At 39.4% G+C, this 16,164-nt stretch carries 13 protein-coding genes, 1 tRNA gene and 1 rRNA gene; 7 read left to right on the top strand and 8 right to left on the bottom strand.

What is annotated here, in order from left to right:
• Window positions 1–46: 46 nt before the first annotated feature.
• The gene (gene mdh / locus C9J41_RS14705; RefSeq protein ID WP_107207624.1) at window positions 47–985 is read right to left on the bottom strand and encodes a malate dehydrogenase; all 939 of its coding nucleotides are present in this window, start codon (window positions 983–985) and stop codon (window positions 47–49) included.
• Window positions 986–1,377: 392 nt separating this feature from the next.
• Here mdh and argR point away from each other — a divergent pair, with 392 nt between their 5' ends.
• Window positions 1,378–1,848 carry a transcriptional regulator ArgR gene (gene argR / locus C9J41_RS14700; RefSeq protein ID WP_045083547.1) on the top strand — a complete coding sequence of 157 codons (471 nt, stop codon included), beginning with the start codon at window positions 1,378–1,380 and terminating at the stop codon, window positions 1,846–1,848.
• A 261-nt stretch (window positions 1,849–2,109) separates the two neighbouring features.
• Window positions 2,110–3,093, top strand: coding sequence for a TAXI family TRAP transporter solute-binding subunit (locus tag C9J41_RS14695; protein ID WP_107247492.1), 984 nt, complete (start codon window positions 2,110–2,112; stop codon window positions 3,091–3,093).
• A 40-nt stretch (window positions 3,094–3,133) separates the two neighbouring features.
• Here the strand turns inward: C9J41_RS14695 and C9J41_RS14690 are convergent, their stop codons facing one another.
• Both C9J41_RS14690 and mpl read right to left on the bottom strand, forming a co-directional pair.
• Entirely contained in the window at window positions 3,134–3,751 is a 618-nt protein-coding gene (locus tag C9J41_RS14690) for a flavin prenyltransferase UbiX (RefSeq protein ID WP_107207622.1), read from the bottom strand.
• Between the two features lie 12 nt (window positions 3,752–3,763).
• Window positions 3,764–5,116 (bottom strand): UDP-N-acetylmuramate:L-alanyl-gamma-D-glutamyl-meso-diaminopimelate ligase, encoded by a 1,353-nt coding sequence (gene mpl / locus C9J41_RS14685; protein WP_105061285.1) that lies wholly within the window; start codon window positions 5,114–5,116, stop codon window positions 3,764–3,766.
• Window positions 5,117–5,315: 199 nt separating this feature from the next.
• Between mpl and fbp the strand changes: the two genes are divergently transcribed.
• The 3 genes from fbp to C9J41_RS14670 all read left to right on the top strand — a co-directional run bounded on the left by fbp (window position 5,316) and on the right by C9J41_RS14670 (window position 7,390).
• On the top strand, window positions 5,316–6,329 hold the full coding sequence (gene fbp / locus C9J41_RS14680) for a class 1 fructose-bisphosphatase (protein ID WP_107247493.1): 1,014 nt from the start codon (window positions 5,316–5,318) through the stop codon (window positions 6,327–6,329).
• A 131-nt stretch (window positions 6,330–6,460) separates the two neighbouring features.
• Window positions 6,461–6,991 (top strand): inorganic diphosphatase, encoded by a 531-nt coding sequence (ppa, locus tag C9J41_RS14675; protein WP_105059407.1) that lies wholly within the window; start codon window positions 6,461–6,463, stop codon window positions 6,989–6,991.
• Between the two features lie 36 nt (window positions 6,992–7,027).
• The gene (locus C9J41_RS14670) at window positions 7,028–7,390 is read left to right on the top strand and encodes a rhodanese-like domain-containing protein (RefSeq protein ID WP_107247494.1); all 363 of its coding nucleotides are present in this window, start codon (window positions 7,028–7,030) and stop codon (window positions 7,388–7,390) included.
• Window positions 7,391–7,459: 69 nt separating this feature from the next.
• Here the strand turns inward: C9J41_RS14670 and C9J41_RS14665 are convergent, their stop codons facing one another.
• The 3 genes from C9J41_RS14665 to C9J41_RS14655 form a co-directional block, all read right to left on the bottom strand.
• Window positions 7,460–11,215, bottom strand: coding sequence for a translocation/assembly module TamB domain-containing protein (locus C9J41_RS14665; RefSeq protein WP_107294724.1), 3,756 nt, complete (start codon window positions 11,213–11,215; stop codon window positions 7,460–7,462).
• A complete protein-coding gene (locus C9J41_RS14660; protein ID WP_107260854.1) occupies window positions 11,212–12,963 on the bottom strand; it encodes an autotransporter assembly complex family protein in 1,752 nt (583 codons plus the stop codon). The genes C9J41_RS14665 and C9J41_RS14660 overlap by 4 nt, the downstream gene beginning before the upstream one ends.
• Window positions 12,964–13,534: 571 nt before the next feature.
• Window positions 13,535–13,744, bottom strand: a complete 210-nt coding sequence (locus tag C9J41_RS14655; RefSeq protein WP_107207617.1) for a DUF1107 domain-containing protein — start codon at window positions 13,742–13,744, stop codon at window positions 13,535–13,537.
• A gap of 214 nt (window positions 13,745–13,958) precedes the next feature.
• Between C9J41_RS14655 and C9J41_RS14650 the strand changes: the two genes are divergently transcribed.
• Together C9J41_RS14650 and C9J41_RS14645 are read left to right on the top strand one after the other, a co-directional pair.
• Window positions 13,959–14,510, top strand: a complete 552-nt coding sequence (locus tag C9J41_RS14650) for a YtfJ family protein (protein ID WP_107260852.1) — start codon at window positions 13,959–13,961, stop codon at window positions 14,508–14,510.
• A 295-nt stretch (window positions 14,511–14,805) separates the two neighbouring features.
• Window positions 14,806–15,663, top strand: coding sequence for a TIGR03899 family protein (locus C9J41_RS14645; RefSeq protein WP_107260850.1), 858 nt, complete (start codon window positions 14,806–14,808; stop codon window positions 15,661–15,663).
• 177 nt (window positions 15,664–15,840) lie between these two features.
• Here C9J41_RS14645 and C9J41_RS14640 read toward each other — a convergent pair.
• Both C9J41_RS14640 and rrf read right to left on the bottom strand, forming a co-directional pair.
• Window positions 15,841–15,917 (bottom strand) — tRNA-Asp (locus C9J41_RS14640).
• A gap of 136 nt (window positions 15,918–16,053) precedes the next feature.
• A 5S ribosomal RNA gene (gene rrf / locus C9J41_RS14635) occupies window positions 16,054–16,164 on the bottom strand; the annotation flags it as partial.

Below are 16,164 nucleotides of genomic sequence, written 5' to 3'. Positions count from 1 at the left end.
AAAGCGGCTTAATCGCCGCTTTTTCTTACTCTACTATTTAAACGGGTTACTTTGCAGCGAACTCTTCGCCTAGAGCAATATCACCTTTAAGCGTATCTAGCATGCTGTCCATCGCGGATTGCTCAAAGTCACTTAATGAACCGTAATCCATTACTTCTTCAATACCATCTTTACCCAACAATACAGGTTGTGCGAAGAAACGTGCATGCTGCCCATCACCTTCAACGTAAGCACATTCAACAACACCTTGCTCACCTTGTAATGCACGTACTAGCGCTAAACCAAAACGACATGCCGCTTGGCCCATAGACAAGGTTGCTGAGCCGCCACCCGCCTTTGCTTCAACAACTTCAGTACCTGCATTTTGAATACGTGGTGTTAATGCTTTTACTTCTTCGTCAGTAAACTCAACACCTTCAACTTGTGATAGCAACGGTAAAATAGTTACACCTGAGTGACCACCAATTACTGGAACACTAATATCACAAGGCGACTTATCTTTTAATTCAGCAACAAACGTCTCAGAGCGGATAACATCAAGTGTTGTAATACCGAACAGCTTACGCTTGTTATACACACCTGCTTTTTTAAGTACATCAGCTGCGATAGGCACTGTTGTATTTACAGGGTTAGTAATAATACCAATACAAGCATCAGGACATACTACAGCAATTTTTTCTGCTAGAGATTTAACAATACCGGCATTTACATTGAAAAGATCAGCACGATCCATACCCGGTTTACGCGCTACACCTGCAGAAATAAGGACAACGTCAGCGCCTTCTAATGCTGGAGTAGGATCTTCACCTGCATAACCTTTAATGGTTACAGGGGTCGGGATATGGCTAAGATCGGCTGCAACACCAGGCGTTACTGGTGCAATGTCATATAGAGCAAGATCTGAACCTGCTGGAAGATGGTTTTTTAATAGCAGAGCAAGAGCTTGACCGATTCCACCAGCAGCGCCAATTACAGCAACTTTCATGTTCGTTCTCCTTTACGATAGAAGTATCTTTTTTTATTAATACATCTTACTTAAGCCAATTTTCATTGCATAAGATAAGCATAATAGAAGGACGTTATAGCAAGCCGATAACAAATACAATCTTCGGCCGCGCGCTTTGCGAAGTTGCGCAGAAACCCTTTTTTTTCATCCGATCTTGTCACAACAAAAACAACTTTCATGCAAAAAAGTGAGAATTTAAGCAGTTTTAAACAAATGTTATCTAATAAAAACAACGACAAAGATTATTTCTTACCTTATGCTGAACATTAACACCTGATAATACAAAAATCAGATTTCATGCAGTTTGTTTGCTACTTAGTGATAGGTTATGCAAAAATACCCCACCTCATCTCTGTAGATAATATTTATTTATGCGAAATTCAGATAAACAAGAGCGCTTAGTAAAAGCGTTTAAACTCATTCTAAAAGAAGAAAAATTCAGTTCTCAAGGTGAGATTGTTGATACATTGAAAGCGCAAGGTTTCGATAATATCAACCAGTCTAAAGTTTCTCGTATGCTGACGAAATTCGGTGCAGTACGAACACGCAATGCAAAAATGGAAATGGTGTATTGCTTACCTGTTGAACTCGGCGTACCCACAACAAGCAGCCCATTAAAAGATCTTGTCATGGATGTTGGTTATAACAGCGCACTTGTTGTTATTCACACAGGTCCAGGCGCTGCACAAGTGATTGCTCGCTTATTAGATTCTTTAGGTAAAGCCGAAGGCATCCTTGGCGTAGTTGCGGGTGATGATACGATCTTTATTACACCAACGAGTAGCGTAACAGCAGAAGAGCTTTACGATTCTGTTTGTGAACTATTTGATTACAGTAAGTAATACCTTGGGTCTATTTATTTTCATCATTGAGTGACATAACAAATAGACCCGGCTCTTTGCCTACTTTTATTCCCTATCTCTGACTCTTGTTCTTTATTTCAAGCTTATCTCTTTTCATCTTGCTTATTACTTAATTTGAGTGGTGAAGCACAGACAAAAAAACCTCAGACTACTGTCATTTGTTATGATAAATAGCAAAAATATTCTTTAATACGCTCTCATTCGTATCCATTGACCATCATGATTAGAAAGGATTCATTCATGACATTAAAGAAAAGAATGATGCTTGGGCTATTTAGTTTAAGTTGTTATTTCATCGTATCGACAGCACACGCTCAACGTTTTATCACAATTGGCACAGGACCTATCAATGGTGTTTATTACCCTGCAGGCGGTGCGATTTGTAAATTAGTGAATCAAGGACGACTGCAACATAATCTGCGTTGTTTGGTTGAATCAACCACCGGCTCTATCTACAACATCAATAAACTCAAAGATAAACAATTTGAATTTAGTGTTGTTCAATCTGATTGGCAATTTCATGGCTATAACGGTACGAACCAGTTTAAAGACCAAGGTCCTTATAGCAAGATGAGGGCTATCTTTTCACTACATGATGAGCCTTTTAATATTATTGTTCGTAAAGATTCAGGAATAAATAATCTTGATGATCTTAAAGGAAAGCGGATCAATATTGGTGAGGCAGGATCAGGCGATCGAGCAACCATGGAAATTGTTATGGATAGCCTTGGTTGGACATATTCTGATTTTAAGCTTATCTCGATCCCAGCCGAGGAACGCTCAGAAGCACTATGTAATAACAAAATTGATGCGTATATCAATCTTGTTGGCCATCCAAACGGGGCAATAAAAGAAGCCGCAGTCTATTGTAATGCGAAATTAATTCCAACCACTGGGGCAAATATCGAAAAGATCATTGCTGATCATCCTTTTTATACCAAATCAATGACTCCTAAAGGTTTTTATAAGGGAATTAAAGGGGATACTGAAAGTTTTGGCGTGTCAGCAACATTAATTTCAAGTACAGATGTCTCTGAAGAAACCGTTTATGCGCTAACAAAATCTATCTTTAACAATTTTGATACCTTTAAACGACTTCATCCTGCCTTTGCCAATTTAACTAAAGCTGACATGCTCCAAAACGGATTATCGGTTCCTTTCCATCCAGGTGCTGTACGTTATTATCAAGAAGCTGGATTTTTTCCCTCTAACGAACAAGATTAAAAAAGCCCGTAAGATTAATTACGGGCTTAAATATTTAACATTATGCGCGTTGATCATATCCCCATCGCGGGACTAAACCTTGCTTAACGCCTAAATGATCCAAGATCCTTGCGACCATAAAATCAATTAAATCATCAATCGATTGTGGTTGATGATAAAAGCCAGGAGCGGCAGGCATGATAGTAGCCCCAAGCTGAGAAAGCTTAAGCATATTTTCTAAATGAATGGTCGAAAATGGTGTTTCACGTACCACCAGCACCAATTGACCACGTTCTTTAATCACTACATCAGCAGCACGCTCAATCAAATTTTCTGACATGCCATAAGCAATGGAAGCCAAGGATCCAGCCGAGCATGGGCAAACAACCATTTGTTTCGGTGCAGCAGAGCCAGACGCAACAGGAGAAAACCAATCATCTTTGCCACAAACAGTTAATTTATCAGCATTACCATTTAAATGAACCGCTAATTGTTCTCGTGCTTTATCAGGCGATGCTGATAGTTTCAAACCATGCTCTGTTGCTAAAACCACACGTGCCGCAGATGAAATCAATAAATACACCTGATAATCAGCCGCTAATAAACATTCTAATAAACGTAGTCCGTAAGGTGCACCCGATGCGCCTGTCCATGCTAGCGTTATACGTTTATCTGTCATTACGTTTTCCTATTATTTAGCTAGTGCTGCCAATAACTTATCATGAATACCACCAAAACCACCGTTACTCATCACTAAAATAGTATCGCCCGGTTGTGCTTTGTTTGTAATGTTATTGACCAAATCATCTAAATCTGCGCTGCAATAAGCAGGCTGTGAACATTGCTCAGCAATCTCTTCTACTGACCATGGAATATTTGGCGGTTGGAAGAAAAAAACTTCATCTGCAGCATGTAAAGAAGGAGCAAGATCATCTTTATGTACCCCTAACTTCATGGTGTTAGAGCGAGGTTCTAATACGGCTAAAATACGCGATTGGTTCACCTTTGCACGTAACCCACCTAAGGTTAACTCGATAGCGGTTGGGTGATGAGCAAAATCATCATAAACCGTTACACCGTTAACTTCGCCTTTAAGCTCAAGACGACGCTTAGTATTAATAAATTTAGCTAAGGCTTCACATGCAAGATCTGGCGTAACTCCAACATGACGTGCCGCAGCGATAGCCATTAAGGCATTATTAACGTTGTGATCACCCACTAAAGGCCAATGTACGGTACCCACCATATCGCTATCTAAATACACATCAAATACACTGCCATCGGCATGGTGCTTTTCAGCGCGCCAGTGTCCATCACCACCAATATATTCCAATTCACTCCAGCAGCCCATCTCTAGCGTTTCATCAATATTTTTCACACCTTTTGGCGCTAAAATACGACCATTACCAGGCACTGTACGTACGAGATGATGGAACTGACGTTGAATAGCTTTAAGATCATCGAAAATATCAGCATGATCAAATTCCAAATTATTCATGATCAAGGTTCTAGGGTGGTAATGTACGAACTTCGAACGCTTATCAAAAAAAGCACTGTCATATTCATCCGCTTCAACCACGAAGAACATGCTTTCCCCTAAACGCGCTGAAATACCGAAGTTTCCCAGCACACCACCGACTAAAAACCCCGGTTGATAACCACAATCTTCCAAAATCCACGCCAACATGCTTGCTGTTGTTGTTTTACCGTGTGTGCCCGATACCGCCATTACCCAACGATCATGTAATAAATACTCTTGTAACCATTGTGGGCCTGAGGTGTAACGTAGATTGCTGTTAAGGACATACTCAACACAAGGGTTACCACGACTCATTGCATTACCAATCACCACGAGATCAGGAGCAGGATCAAGTTGTTTCGGATCATACCCTTGGATAATTTCAATACCTTGGGCTTCTAACATGGTACTCATCGGTGGATACACATTGGCGTCAGAGCCAGTGACTTTATGGCCTAACTGCCTTGCAAGCATTGCAGCACCGCCCATGAATGTACCGCAAATACCTAAAATATGAATATGCATTGCTGCTGGCTCCGTGATTAATTCGGTTAGTTTCACGCTTTCGCGTTACTTCGTTACCATAAAAAAGATCTTTATATACAATTTCTTATATAACAAAAAATACGATTTAGCACTTCCACTCACCCGCAGGTGAGTTTATCAAGTGCTATATTCTACTCTCTTCACCCGATTATATGACAACATGATGAAAGGAATGTTTATGACTGATATTAGAACGCTTGGTGAATTCATTGTCGAGAAACAGAGTGACTTTCCTCATGCAAGTGGCGAGCTTTCATCCCTATTAGGGTCAATTAAACTCGCAGCTAAAATCGTCAACCGAGAAATTAACAAAGCAGGATTGGTCGATATTACAGGTACGGTCGGCGAGAACAACATCCAAGGCGAAGAGCAACAAAAGCTTGATGTCTATGCCAACGATAAATTTAAAGCCGCTCTTGAAGCAAGGGATCAAGTCTGTGGTATTGCGAGTGAAGAAGAAGATGAAGCTGTTGGATTTGATAAGCCATTAAATTTAAATGCAAAATACGTTGTTTTAATGGACCCTCTCGATGGTTCATCTAATATTGATGTTAACGTCTCTGTGGGAACGATATTTTCCATTTATCGCCGAGTTTCCCCTGTCGGCTCTCCTCCAACAAAAGAAGACTTTCTGCAAACCGGCAACCAACAAGTTGCTGCTGGGTATGTCATTTATGGCTCATCCACTATGCTCGTTTATACCACGGGCAATGGTGTTCATGGTTTTACCTATGATCCCTCATTAGGGAGTTTTTGCCTCTCTCATGAAAATATGACCATTCCACAAGATGGCGTCATTTACTCGATTAACGAAGGTAATTACATTCGTTTTCCTACCGGTGTAAAACAGTACATTAAATATTGCCAAGAAGCTGTGCCAGAAGAAAAACGACCTTACACATCACGCTACATAGGCTCGTTAGTTGCTGACTTTCATCGTAATTTATTAAAAGGTGGGATTTATCTCTACCCAAGTACCGCCAGTTACCCTAATGGTAAGTTACGTTTACTTTACGAATGTAATCCCATGGCATTTATTGTCGAGCAGGCTGGCGGTAAAGCAACGAATGGTTTTCAGCGGATCTTAGATATTCCACCAACCGAACTACATCAGCGCGTACCCTTTTTTGTTGGCTCAACCAATATGGTCGAAAAGGTCGAAAGTTTGTTACGTGAATATCCAGAAAACTAACTGTTAACTCGATACATGTCGCGCATTTAAAGGCGCGACACATCAACGATGATGATTTGCTTTTGTTTTTGTTTACATTCATTATAATTTTAACAAACAACACATTTCATTAACCTTAGAAGGAATTAGTCATGAGCCTTAATCAGGTCCCTGCTGGCAAGGATATCCCAGAAGATATTTACGTTGTTATTGAAATCCCTGCAAATGCAGATCCGATTAAATATGAAGTAGACAAAGACAGTGGTGCTATTTTTGTTGACCGTTTTATGTCTAGCCCGATGTTTTATCCGTGTAACTATGGTTACGTTAACCACACGCTATCGCTTGATGGTGATCCGGTCGATGTACTCGTACCAACGCCACATCCACTCGTTCCGGGCGCAGTGATCCGTTGTCGTCCTGTTGGCGTGTTGAAGATGACAGATGAATCAGGTGAAGATGCAAAAATCGTTGCCGTGCCTCACAGCAAACTAAGTAAAGAATATGATCATATTCAAGATGTGAATGATCTGCCTGAATTACTTAAAGCACAAATCACTCACTTCTTCGAGCGCTACAAAGAGCTTGAGCCAAACAAGTGGGTAAAAGTAGAAGGCTGGGATAATGCAGAAGCAGCAAAAGCTGAAATTCTGACTTCCTTTGAACGTGCTCAAAAAAAGTAATTAGCTAATAACACTTATTAATAGCGGTAAAATATAATGAAAAATAAACGTGGTTTACTCGCGGTATTTTTAACTTTTTTTACCGCTATTTCATTTGCTAAAAATGTCACCCCAGATGAATTTTGGCAACTAGAGCAAGCACATAACCCTATCATTGTTGATGTAAGAACAGCCGATGAATTTGCCGCTGGACATATTCCTAACGCTGTTAACATTCCTTTTGAACAGATCGCTACAATTTCAGAATATTTGACAGACAAGTCCAAACCGATATTACTCTACTGCCGCTCAGGCCGACGTGCTGAAATAGCAGAAGCTGAGTTATATTCTCTTGGCTATAAAAACACATTTAACGGCATAAGTTACCAACAACTCCTCCGAACTAAACCAAAGGACTAAACGCATGCTACAAACATAAAAAAACCCAATGCAAGCATTGGGTTTTTTATTAGATGGCATCACTAATGATTAATTAAATTCAAATTGGTAAAGCAAGTCCACAGCCTGATCGAGACCATTCACTGCTTCGATATATAAATTCTTCATCAAGCGATAACGTACTGTAAACTCATCTACATCATTAAATAAGCCTACGCCATATTTCACCTGTAGTCCTGGTGCAATATAACCACTAACAGTGACTTGTGAGTCGTCGCCAGCCCCAGCGGTAGATAAACTAAGATCTTTGATCCCAACGGCTTCACCAACATCACCAACAAGTTGACCACTTTGCGCCAGTCCCATACCTATCAATGCCGTCGTCATCGCATTACCCGAACCACCATCATCCTCACTATCAAGATTACGGCCAGTTAAAATATACGATAAAGCATTTTGTTGTGGCATAGCCGGATCAGAGAAAATCGTTACTTCCGGTTTATCTGCAGAGCCTGTCACCTTCACACCAGCAATAACATCATCTTCGATATTATCAGGATCACGAATCGCTTCTATCGACAGGAATGGTTGATCTGCAGGACCGTTAAATAATATCTGCCCTTTACGGATAAGTAATTCCTGTCCCAGAGCTCGATAAAACGACCCTTTGGCAATATTCACTTCACCGTAAATCATTGGTCCTTTACCATCTTGGCGAACATTCAAATCACCGAATAAACCAGCTTTTAAACCAAACGCTGATAACTTCACGTCATCACCAACATGCACCATAATATTGGTTGTAATATCAAACGGCACAGATTTTTTCGGTTCAACTGGTTCTAGGTTATCTTTTAAAATGACCTGATCTTTAGAAACCGCGATCGCAGATTTTGGTAATTGATTAACCGTAATACGTCCCCATGGAATCCCCACCTTTCCGCTAATATCTGCAGATTTAGGTGTTGCTTTAATGGTGAGATCTGGAGAGACCTTAAGGGAAACCATTGGCGGCATACTCACTTGTAACTCTTTACCATTAATATTTAATTCTGTTTTCCACGCAGCCATATCTTGCCAGTCACCAGTACCACGTAACAGCAATTGCCCATCAGGAGTATAAATATTCCCCATTAACGTTGCGTTATACCCCTTAAAGGCTAATTTGATATCAGCGTTCTGAACATCTAATGGTACTTTACGCCCTCTTGCTTCTAGCTTCGTGACTTGTAATAAACCATTCACTGCGGGGTGCATGATTGGGCCGGTTATTTGCAAGTTAGTATCAACTTGACCACCAAACTGATGGTAGTCTTTAATAACAGGCTCTAAGAATGCAAGTGTAAAACGATCTAATTTCACATTAGCATTAATGCGCTTATCACCTTGTAGATCAGTGATTTTAGCATTACCGGATAAATCACCATTATTTTTAACCGCCACTAACCAATTAGCATTTAGAACATCATTTTCCATCTCAGCATTGACGGTAACTTTATCCCAGCCTAACGCTAATGGGGTATCATCGGTATCCACTTGTTGAGTAAAACTGCCGCTTGGCATCAAAATCTGGGCTTTCACATAGGGTGCACTCTTTGGCGCCCATTTAGCGACAACGTTCGCACCAAGCTCGCCGTTAACCTTCATCTGCTCAGGAATAAATGATTTCAATAAATCAAAATTGAATCGTTTTATTGCTAACTGCGCATTACCCGATGCACCAGCAGTCAGATCCTGAGTTAGACAAATTCCAGCTTTACCTTGTTGCCAACAGTGAGCACCGACAGTTGCCATTGCAGTTTTCAGATCATAACGAATAGGTGTTGGATGGTTTAATACCCACTCACCAACAGGAGTCGTAAAGTCACCTTTTTGCAAGATCCCTTGCCAGCCTGTCTTACGATCTAATTTACCGGTTAGAAGTAACTCAGTGCCAACGGGCTCCCCTTTTACTTTTACCGTTAAACGATGATCTTGCTCTGTGCCTTTAAACAACACATCCATATCATCTAACGTAACACTATCAAATTTCCCTTTTTTAGCATTTAAACTAATATCAGCTTTTAATGCTGGTAATGGCGTTACGCTACCTTTCAATTTAAAAGACGCAAGGCTTGCGACTTTTTGCCAACCAAGATCATCACCTTCCAGATCAAGTGTTACATCCGGTTCAGCCATTTTACCTGATAACTTCACCTCACCATTAACACGACCATGCAAGTCCGCTAATGATTTAGATAAATCTGGCGCTTTAATATCAGCAACAACATTCCACGTCTTGTCTAATTCACCTTTCGCGACTAAACCATTAGGACCATGCTTTAATGTTAAGCCCTGTGTTTTAAACTTAAGATCTTTACCTTTACCCGTCACATCAGAAGCATCAAGCTGACCATGAAGATCAAGAGGCTGCTTCATGATGGAGCCATTAACAGCAAGTTCTGGCAATTTAATAAACCAACCACCTTTTGCAGTTAAACCACCCGATGTATTTAACTTACCGCTTACGTTGCCTTCCGCTTCTGGCCATTGCTTACCTGGCTGGATATTGGCAAAAGCGAGCTGGCCTTGCCATTTAACAAGATCTTTCCAACTTGCTTTTGCATTGCCGGTAATAGAACCACCTAAGGTCTCTACATTCAGCGCAGATAAGTTCACCGAATCAAGGTTACCTTTACCTTTCAAATTAAATTTCACGTTTGGCATAGGCGTGCCATTTACGTTACTTTTAGCATTAAACGTAAACCCCTTTAAGCTACCTTTGGCGTTTATATCACTATTGGCAACAGTAAATTCTGCTTTTTTATCAATCGGCCACTGTAAATGCTTACTGGATACCACCACATCAAAAGGAAGATTCGGATCTAGCGGCGATAATTTACCCTTAACCAACGCATCTAATTTACCTTTTAACGTCGCATCAAGTACCAATTTCGCTAATGATCCTGATGCTTTTAAATGCAACTGATGTCCTTCAACAGGCTTCATCGATATCTTTGCATTCGCATCTAATGAAAGTGGGTAATCTCCCGTTAACGTCACATCAGCTTTCGCGGTTAAAGACGCTTGAGGCGCATTTACCTGCAACTTATCAATCTTGATATCGCTGTCTTTAGCATTCGCAATCAGCTCTAATAACGAGATCTTTTGTGGCGTTTCGCCAGCTAACTCGAAGTCTTTTACCGTAAAGCGCTCAATATCAAACGACATCGGTAGCACAACATCAGGCAGTTTTATTGCTTCCGCTTGTTTCGTTGATTTCGACGCTGCAACTGACTTCTTATCAGCCGTTTTAGATGGCGCTAATGATAAATAAATCCCTTCCCAATCCGTTGGCTTTAAGGTGACATGACTGCCTTGTAAATCTGCTGCTGTAGAGAAATGCTTCCAGCGCACTTTATTCGCCAAGATATCTAAATCGATATCATCAAGCGTTACCTTCTCAATATGAATAGGTAATGGCATTGAGATTTCAGTGACTGGCTTTGAAGGTTGTTCAGGCTTATCCGATGCAGGAGGAAGTTTTGGCATTGAAAACTTCACACCTTGCACCCCTAGATCAGAAATACAAATCTCAGGGGTTAATAAACAGCTATCATTTAATGTTAAATTCAACTTATTAACAGCAAGATCTATATTACCGTCGTTATAACGGACATTCTTAAATTCAAAACCATCAAGCAAAGCGCCTTGCGATTCACCAATCGACAGGGCAGGAAGCGCTTTTTGCGCTCCCCATGCAGCAACTTTAATACCAGCAGGAGTATAAAGTAGTGCAGCAACAGCAATAACTAATAATAATAATAAGGCTAATACGCCAAGTGCTATACGCTTAACCCAAATCATAATTCAGGACCTAAAGTAAAGTGGAGCTGAAATTCATCTTTGCTCAGTTTAAGGAAACGATCATTATTGCTCTTGTTCTTATCTAAGCCCCAAGCAAAATCAAGGCGAATAGGACCTACAGGTGAAACCCATCGAACACCGACTCCGACACCACGCTTCCAATCAGGTGTAGTATTCCAAGCAGAACCATAATCATAAAATACAGCCCCCCACCAATCACCATAAACACGGTGTTGATATTCAATGCTAGAGGTTGCCATATAACGACCGCCTTCCATTTTGCCTTGGCTATTACGAGGAGAAATAGACTGATAACCATAGCCTCGAAGGCTACTATCACCACCAATAAAATAACGTAACGAAGGTGGGACATCTTGAATGCCATCACTAATAATAGCACCGCCATCTAAACGGAAAATACCACGCTGATTTTCACCAAAACTACGAATCCAAGCATTTTTTGCTTGTACTCGAGCAAAAGTCGTATTTGATCCAACATTTTTATTAGCAAGATCAACAGAAAAATTATATTTACTCCCACTGGTCGGGAATATTCCTCCAACCATACTACTTTTACTGTATGACAATCCTGGCATCAAAACATTGAAAACACCTTTTTCCATCCCACCTTGTTCATATTTCTCCGTCAACCAACGAAGCGCAATAGTACGATTCCATCCCGAATCTAAACGCCAATGACGTTCAACCCCGATACCAAATTGTGTACTTACCGTATCGTGTGTATCGACATAACGTATGCCCCCGACAACTTGATAATAATCATTCAACACATCAGCGAGTGGGATCTTATAAACCGCTTCAACTTTTGGCTCATCTTTCGATATTTCGGATTTCAAGTTAAAGCTATGGCCTTTACTCGTGATCCACGGTTTTTTCCAATTGAACTTCAAACGAGGGCCGGTATCAGTCGAAAAGCCAATACCGGTTTCAAATTGATTTTTTATTTGTGGCGTAACAACAACATGAATAGGGATCGCATCATCTTTACGCTCTTTTACATCCCCACCAACAAAAATGGAAGAAAACCAACCAACGTTAGACAAACGTTCATTGTACTCTCCCAGTTTTGAAGCTAGATAAGGTTCATCTTCCGTGTAAGGGATCATAGAACGTAAGCGGTTATCATCAATTTGGCTTCCCTGAAAAGTCGTTTCACCAAAGGTATAACGTCGACCTGAGTCAAAATTAATATCGATAAAGACCTCGTTACGACTAGGTACCACCTCTAATGTACTTTTCGTTAATTCATAATCAAAATAACCACGTCGAAGTGCTAAACTCTTTAATGATGCTTTAAAAGCCTCATATTTACCTTGATTAAGCGGTTCACCAATCCCTAAACCACTGCTTTTTACTAATGAAATAAAAGCAGGATCATTTTTAGCATCACCAGTAATAATCAGATTACTTTTACTAATATGCGCTCGTGGACCTTTATCAACGGTAACCACTATTTTAGTTTTAGCGCCGCTACCCGAGACTTGATAATCAAACTTTGGCTGGTAATAGCCCAATGCCTGCAGCGCGTCGCTAATTTCATTTAATACCTGATCTTTAAAGCGTAATGTCGCACTATAATCATCCTTTGATAATGCAGAAAGATAAGCATCAACATTATCTTCTACTTTTCCATCTAAGCCTTTAATCTTCAATGAAGAGGCCATAACTGGACTCGATAGCACCAAAGCAAATGATGTCACACCCAGCCATTTAAAAACTTTATTCATTCTATTGTGCTTCTTTGCGAAATTTAGAATTAATTACGAATCCATTGTGGCAAAGCGATAAGTAACTTCCAACCTTTGCCATCTGAAAACTTATGAATATTGAACCGAATAGAATTTTTAATCATTTTCAGCTACCTATTTATAAATATTAACAAAATGAATCTAAAAAAAAGTAACCTAAGGTCAATGAAATTAAGATAAACAGTGCCTCAACACGAATTTATGCCATCTTTTTAATAGAAGTATTAGACGTATTCTAAGTCTTAACTATAACTTCATTGCCAGTATTATAGCCTGTTGGAATTATTAATAATTATCACTAAATAAATAGTGTACTGAAAACGGTTCAAACTACTTTCAGCAACTAAAACAACTGTAGAACAATTAATAACTTTTTTTGAGAAAAAATAATTTAATACCGCTCTGTAACTGAATACATTATATAGGAGGGAGTATATTTGTGTTGTCATATGGCAGGATCAAGTTTTCTGTTAGCCGAAAGCAGGAACAAAGTAAAACTTACATCTGACTCGTATTCCAATTTAGAGAGAAATACGCTAGATTTTAGTGATTACACAACTATACCTGAGAGTACCTGAATCTCTTTATTCACCTCAGTTAATACATTTAATGCTTTTAAATCACCAGACTTAGGTGGTAATAGTCGTCCACTATCAAATTCAAAGCCACCTACCCCCATAATAAAAATACGACCTCTAAAATAGCTTTTTACATAACGAGCCACTTGGTTTGGTCGGTAAATTTTAAAGATTCTAAGCATATTTTCCTCACTCAACGGTTACAGATATAGACCGCAAATCGATCACTTTGTTTCATCACATTAAAACTTAATGCAAACAGCCTGCCATATTCCAATAAATACGAAATTTGTAACAATAATGATCGACTTAGAGCCCAAATATTAACTTCTGGTACTACCAGATCAAAGAAGATTAACTATCATAATCACAAATCAGACTAAAAAGAGGCAACACATGAAATTGAAAGCAACCTTTATCTTACTTGCAGCTTTAGCCCCTTCAATCAGCTTTGCTACCAATATCAAGCTAGGTGATTCATTACCTGGTGTTACAGTTACCAATAAAGGTGAGCTTGTTTTAAAAGATAAGGCGATTAGTTACAAATCATGGAGAAGTACAAAACTAACAGGCAAAATGCGTATCGTATTCGCAATAGCTGGACGCAGTGCAGCCAAAGAGCTTAACGCGCCACTTGTTGCAGCTATTTCTGCCGCAAAATTTCCGGAAAATGAGTACCAAACAACAACGATCATTAACCAAAATGATGCGATGTGGGGTACGGGGGGCTTTGTAAAATCAGCAACAGAAGACAGTAAACGTGAATACCCATGGTCATCAATAGTGCTGGACAGCAATGGGATTGTTCAAAAAACATGGGATCTAAAAAAGGAAAGCTCTGCCGTATTTGTTGTAAATAAGACTGGTAAAGTCATATTCGCCAAAGAAGGCAAACTGACACCTAGTGAGATTAAAAAAGTAATCGGTTTAGTGAGTAAAAATTTATAATGAGACTTTAGTCACCTCTCTCTGGGTGGCTAAGTTTTTTCAAAGTAATAAAGAAACGATAGCTCTAGTCGATATACTATTTACTAAAAAACCAAAGCAAGTAACTCACGATCGTTGAATAACCAATGACTAAAATAAGATCAGTAATATATCGATTCAATTTTTTCATGGGATGCTCCGTAATTATTAGTTACTTAAAATTAACACAAAGATAACATCTCATTATGTTCGTTGCTAATCATGAGATCAAGATAACAAAAATGAGTTAACGATTGGTTAAGAGAATGAAAGAAGTATGACTAATAAAGTAGAGAGTATAGATAAACCAATAGAAAATAATCGAGCGCTTGGAGTGTTAAAAACATTAACCGACAGTAAAAAAAAAATAAAAAGCATCGCAGAAAAATATGCTATCGATGGGGAAATTAACAATACTCAAGAGAGGACTTTAAAACAAAGATTACAGGTTCGTCTTCAACAAAAACGACAACAAGAACAATCAAATTTAGAGCAGATCATAAAACAAGCCTATAACCAATGTAATGATGAGACAGCGAGAGATCCTGATCCTGATTGGTTAGTAAGATTTATAGAGATGGCTCAACAAATTCATACTCCATCCATGCAAAAACTGTGGGCAAAAATTCTAAAACAAGAGATCATTCAACCAGGCTCAGTCTCTCTTCGCACGTTAAAAATACTCTTATCAATGACACATCGAGAAGCCGCTCTATTTCAAAAAGTCCTTACTCTTACCTGTTGCATTGGTAACGATAAAAATAAAAAACTTCTCACAAGTATCAAACAGCGAACAAGCAGCTTTAGTTTTCATCGAAGTCACCAAACACATATTGATTATAACCAATACCATTTACCTTATTCGTCTATTTTAATTTTAACTGAACTTGGGCTGCTATTAAGTACAGAGCTAGAAACAAACTTAATAAGTTACACTGATAAACTCAATTTCAACTACCATACAGAGTCTTACAGTTTATCACCCATCAAAAAAGGGACATCGTTCACCTATTATCGTTTATCACCAATAGGACAGGAATTAGCCCAACTAATTGGTTCACAGACTCATGATGAGTATCAAGAGCAACTAAATGAACTACTTTTAAAATATTTTACGGTAGCTCACCAATACTGATACACAGCCTAAATTTTTTTTACTCCGCTTTTTTAATAATTATTAAAACGGGCGGGACTCGAAATAGCAGGCAGCTAGTTGCTTCCCAATAAAGCACCTAGCTCACTACCCTATAATGTTCATTTTCTACAGACGAAAAAAAACCTGAATCTTTCGATTCAGGTTTCTCTAATAAAGTGGCGGAGCGGACGGGACTCGAACCCGCGACCCCCGGCGTGACAGGCCGGTATTCTAACCAACTGAACTACCGCTCCGACGAACATGGATGTTTTAATATCGTGAAGCCATGGATGGCTAAGAGCGATAACACCACATGCGATATCTATAGTTCAAATAGATATCTATTTTTTATTTTCATCTTTTTCTTAAAAAGATGAAAACGAATTGGAAGCCTGGCGATGTCCTACTCTCACATGGGGAGACCCCACACTACCATCGGCGCTATTACGTTTCACTACTGAGTTCGGCATGGGATCAGGTGGGTCCATAACGCTATGGTCG

The sequence above is a fragment of the Photobacterium sp. GB-50 genome (assembly GCF_003026755.1).
Taxonomy (GTDB): Bacteria; Pseudomonadota; Gammaproteobacteria; order Enterobacterales; family Vibrionaceae; genus Photobacterium.
Note: the sequence above shows the minus strand (reverse complement) of the source record. Positions and strands in the feature narration are given on the sequence as shown.

Coding starts and splice junctions, on each gene's coding strand:
- mdh (WP_107207624.1), bottom strand. CDS start 985: ATGAAAGTTGCTGTAATTGGCGCTGCTGGTGGAATCGGTCAAGCTCTT.
- C9J41_RS14665 (WP_107294724.1), bottom strand. CDS start 11,215: ATGATTTGGGTTAAGCGTATAGCACTTGGCGTATTAGCCTTATTATTA.
- C9J41_RS14670 (WP_107247494.1), top strand. CDS start 7,028: ATGAAAAATAAACGTGGTTTACTCGCGGTATTTTTAACTTTTTTTACC.
- C9J41_RS14690 (WP_107207622.1), bottom strand. CDS start 3,751: ATGACAGATAAACGTATAACGCTAGCATGGACAGGCGCATCGGGTGCA.
- C9J41_RS14645 (WP_107260850.1), top strand. CDS start 14,806: ATGACTAATAAAGTAGAGAGTATAGATAAACCAATAGAAAATAATCGA.
- C9J41_RS14650 (WP_107260852.1), top strand. CDS start 13,959: ATGAAATTGAAAGCAACCTTTATCTTACTTGCAGCTTTAGCCCCTTCA.
- C9J41_RS14660 (WP_107260854.1), bottom strand. CDS start 12,963: ATGAATAAAGTTTTTAAATGGCTGGGTGTGACATCATTTGCTTTGGTG.
- ppa (WP_105059407.1), top strand. CDS start 6,461: ATGAGCCTTAATCAGGTCCCTGCTGGCAAGGATATCCCAGAAGATATT.
- mpl (WP_105061285.1), bottom strand. CDS start 5,116: ATGCATATTCATATTTTAGGTATTTGCGGTACATTCATGGGCGGTGCT.
- C9J41_RS14695 (WP_107247492.1), top strand. CDS start 2,110: ATGACATTAAAGAAAAGAATGATGCTTGGGCTATTTAGTTTAAGTTGT.
- C9J41_RS14655 (WP_107207617.1), bottom strand. CDS start 13,744: ATGCTTAGAATCTTTAAAATTTACCGACCAAACCAAGTGGCTCGTTAT.
- fbp (WP_107247493.1), top strand. CDS start 5,316: ATGACTGATATTAGAACGCTTGGTGAATTCATTGTCGAGAAACAGAGT.
- argR (WP_045083547.1), top strand. CDS start 1,378: ATGCGAAATTCAGATAAACAAGAGCGCTTAGTAAAAGCGTTTAAACTC.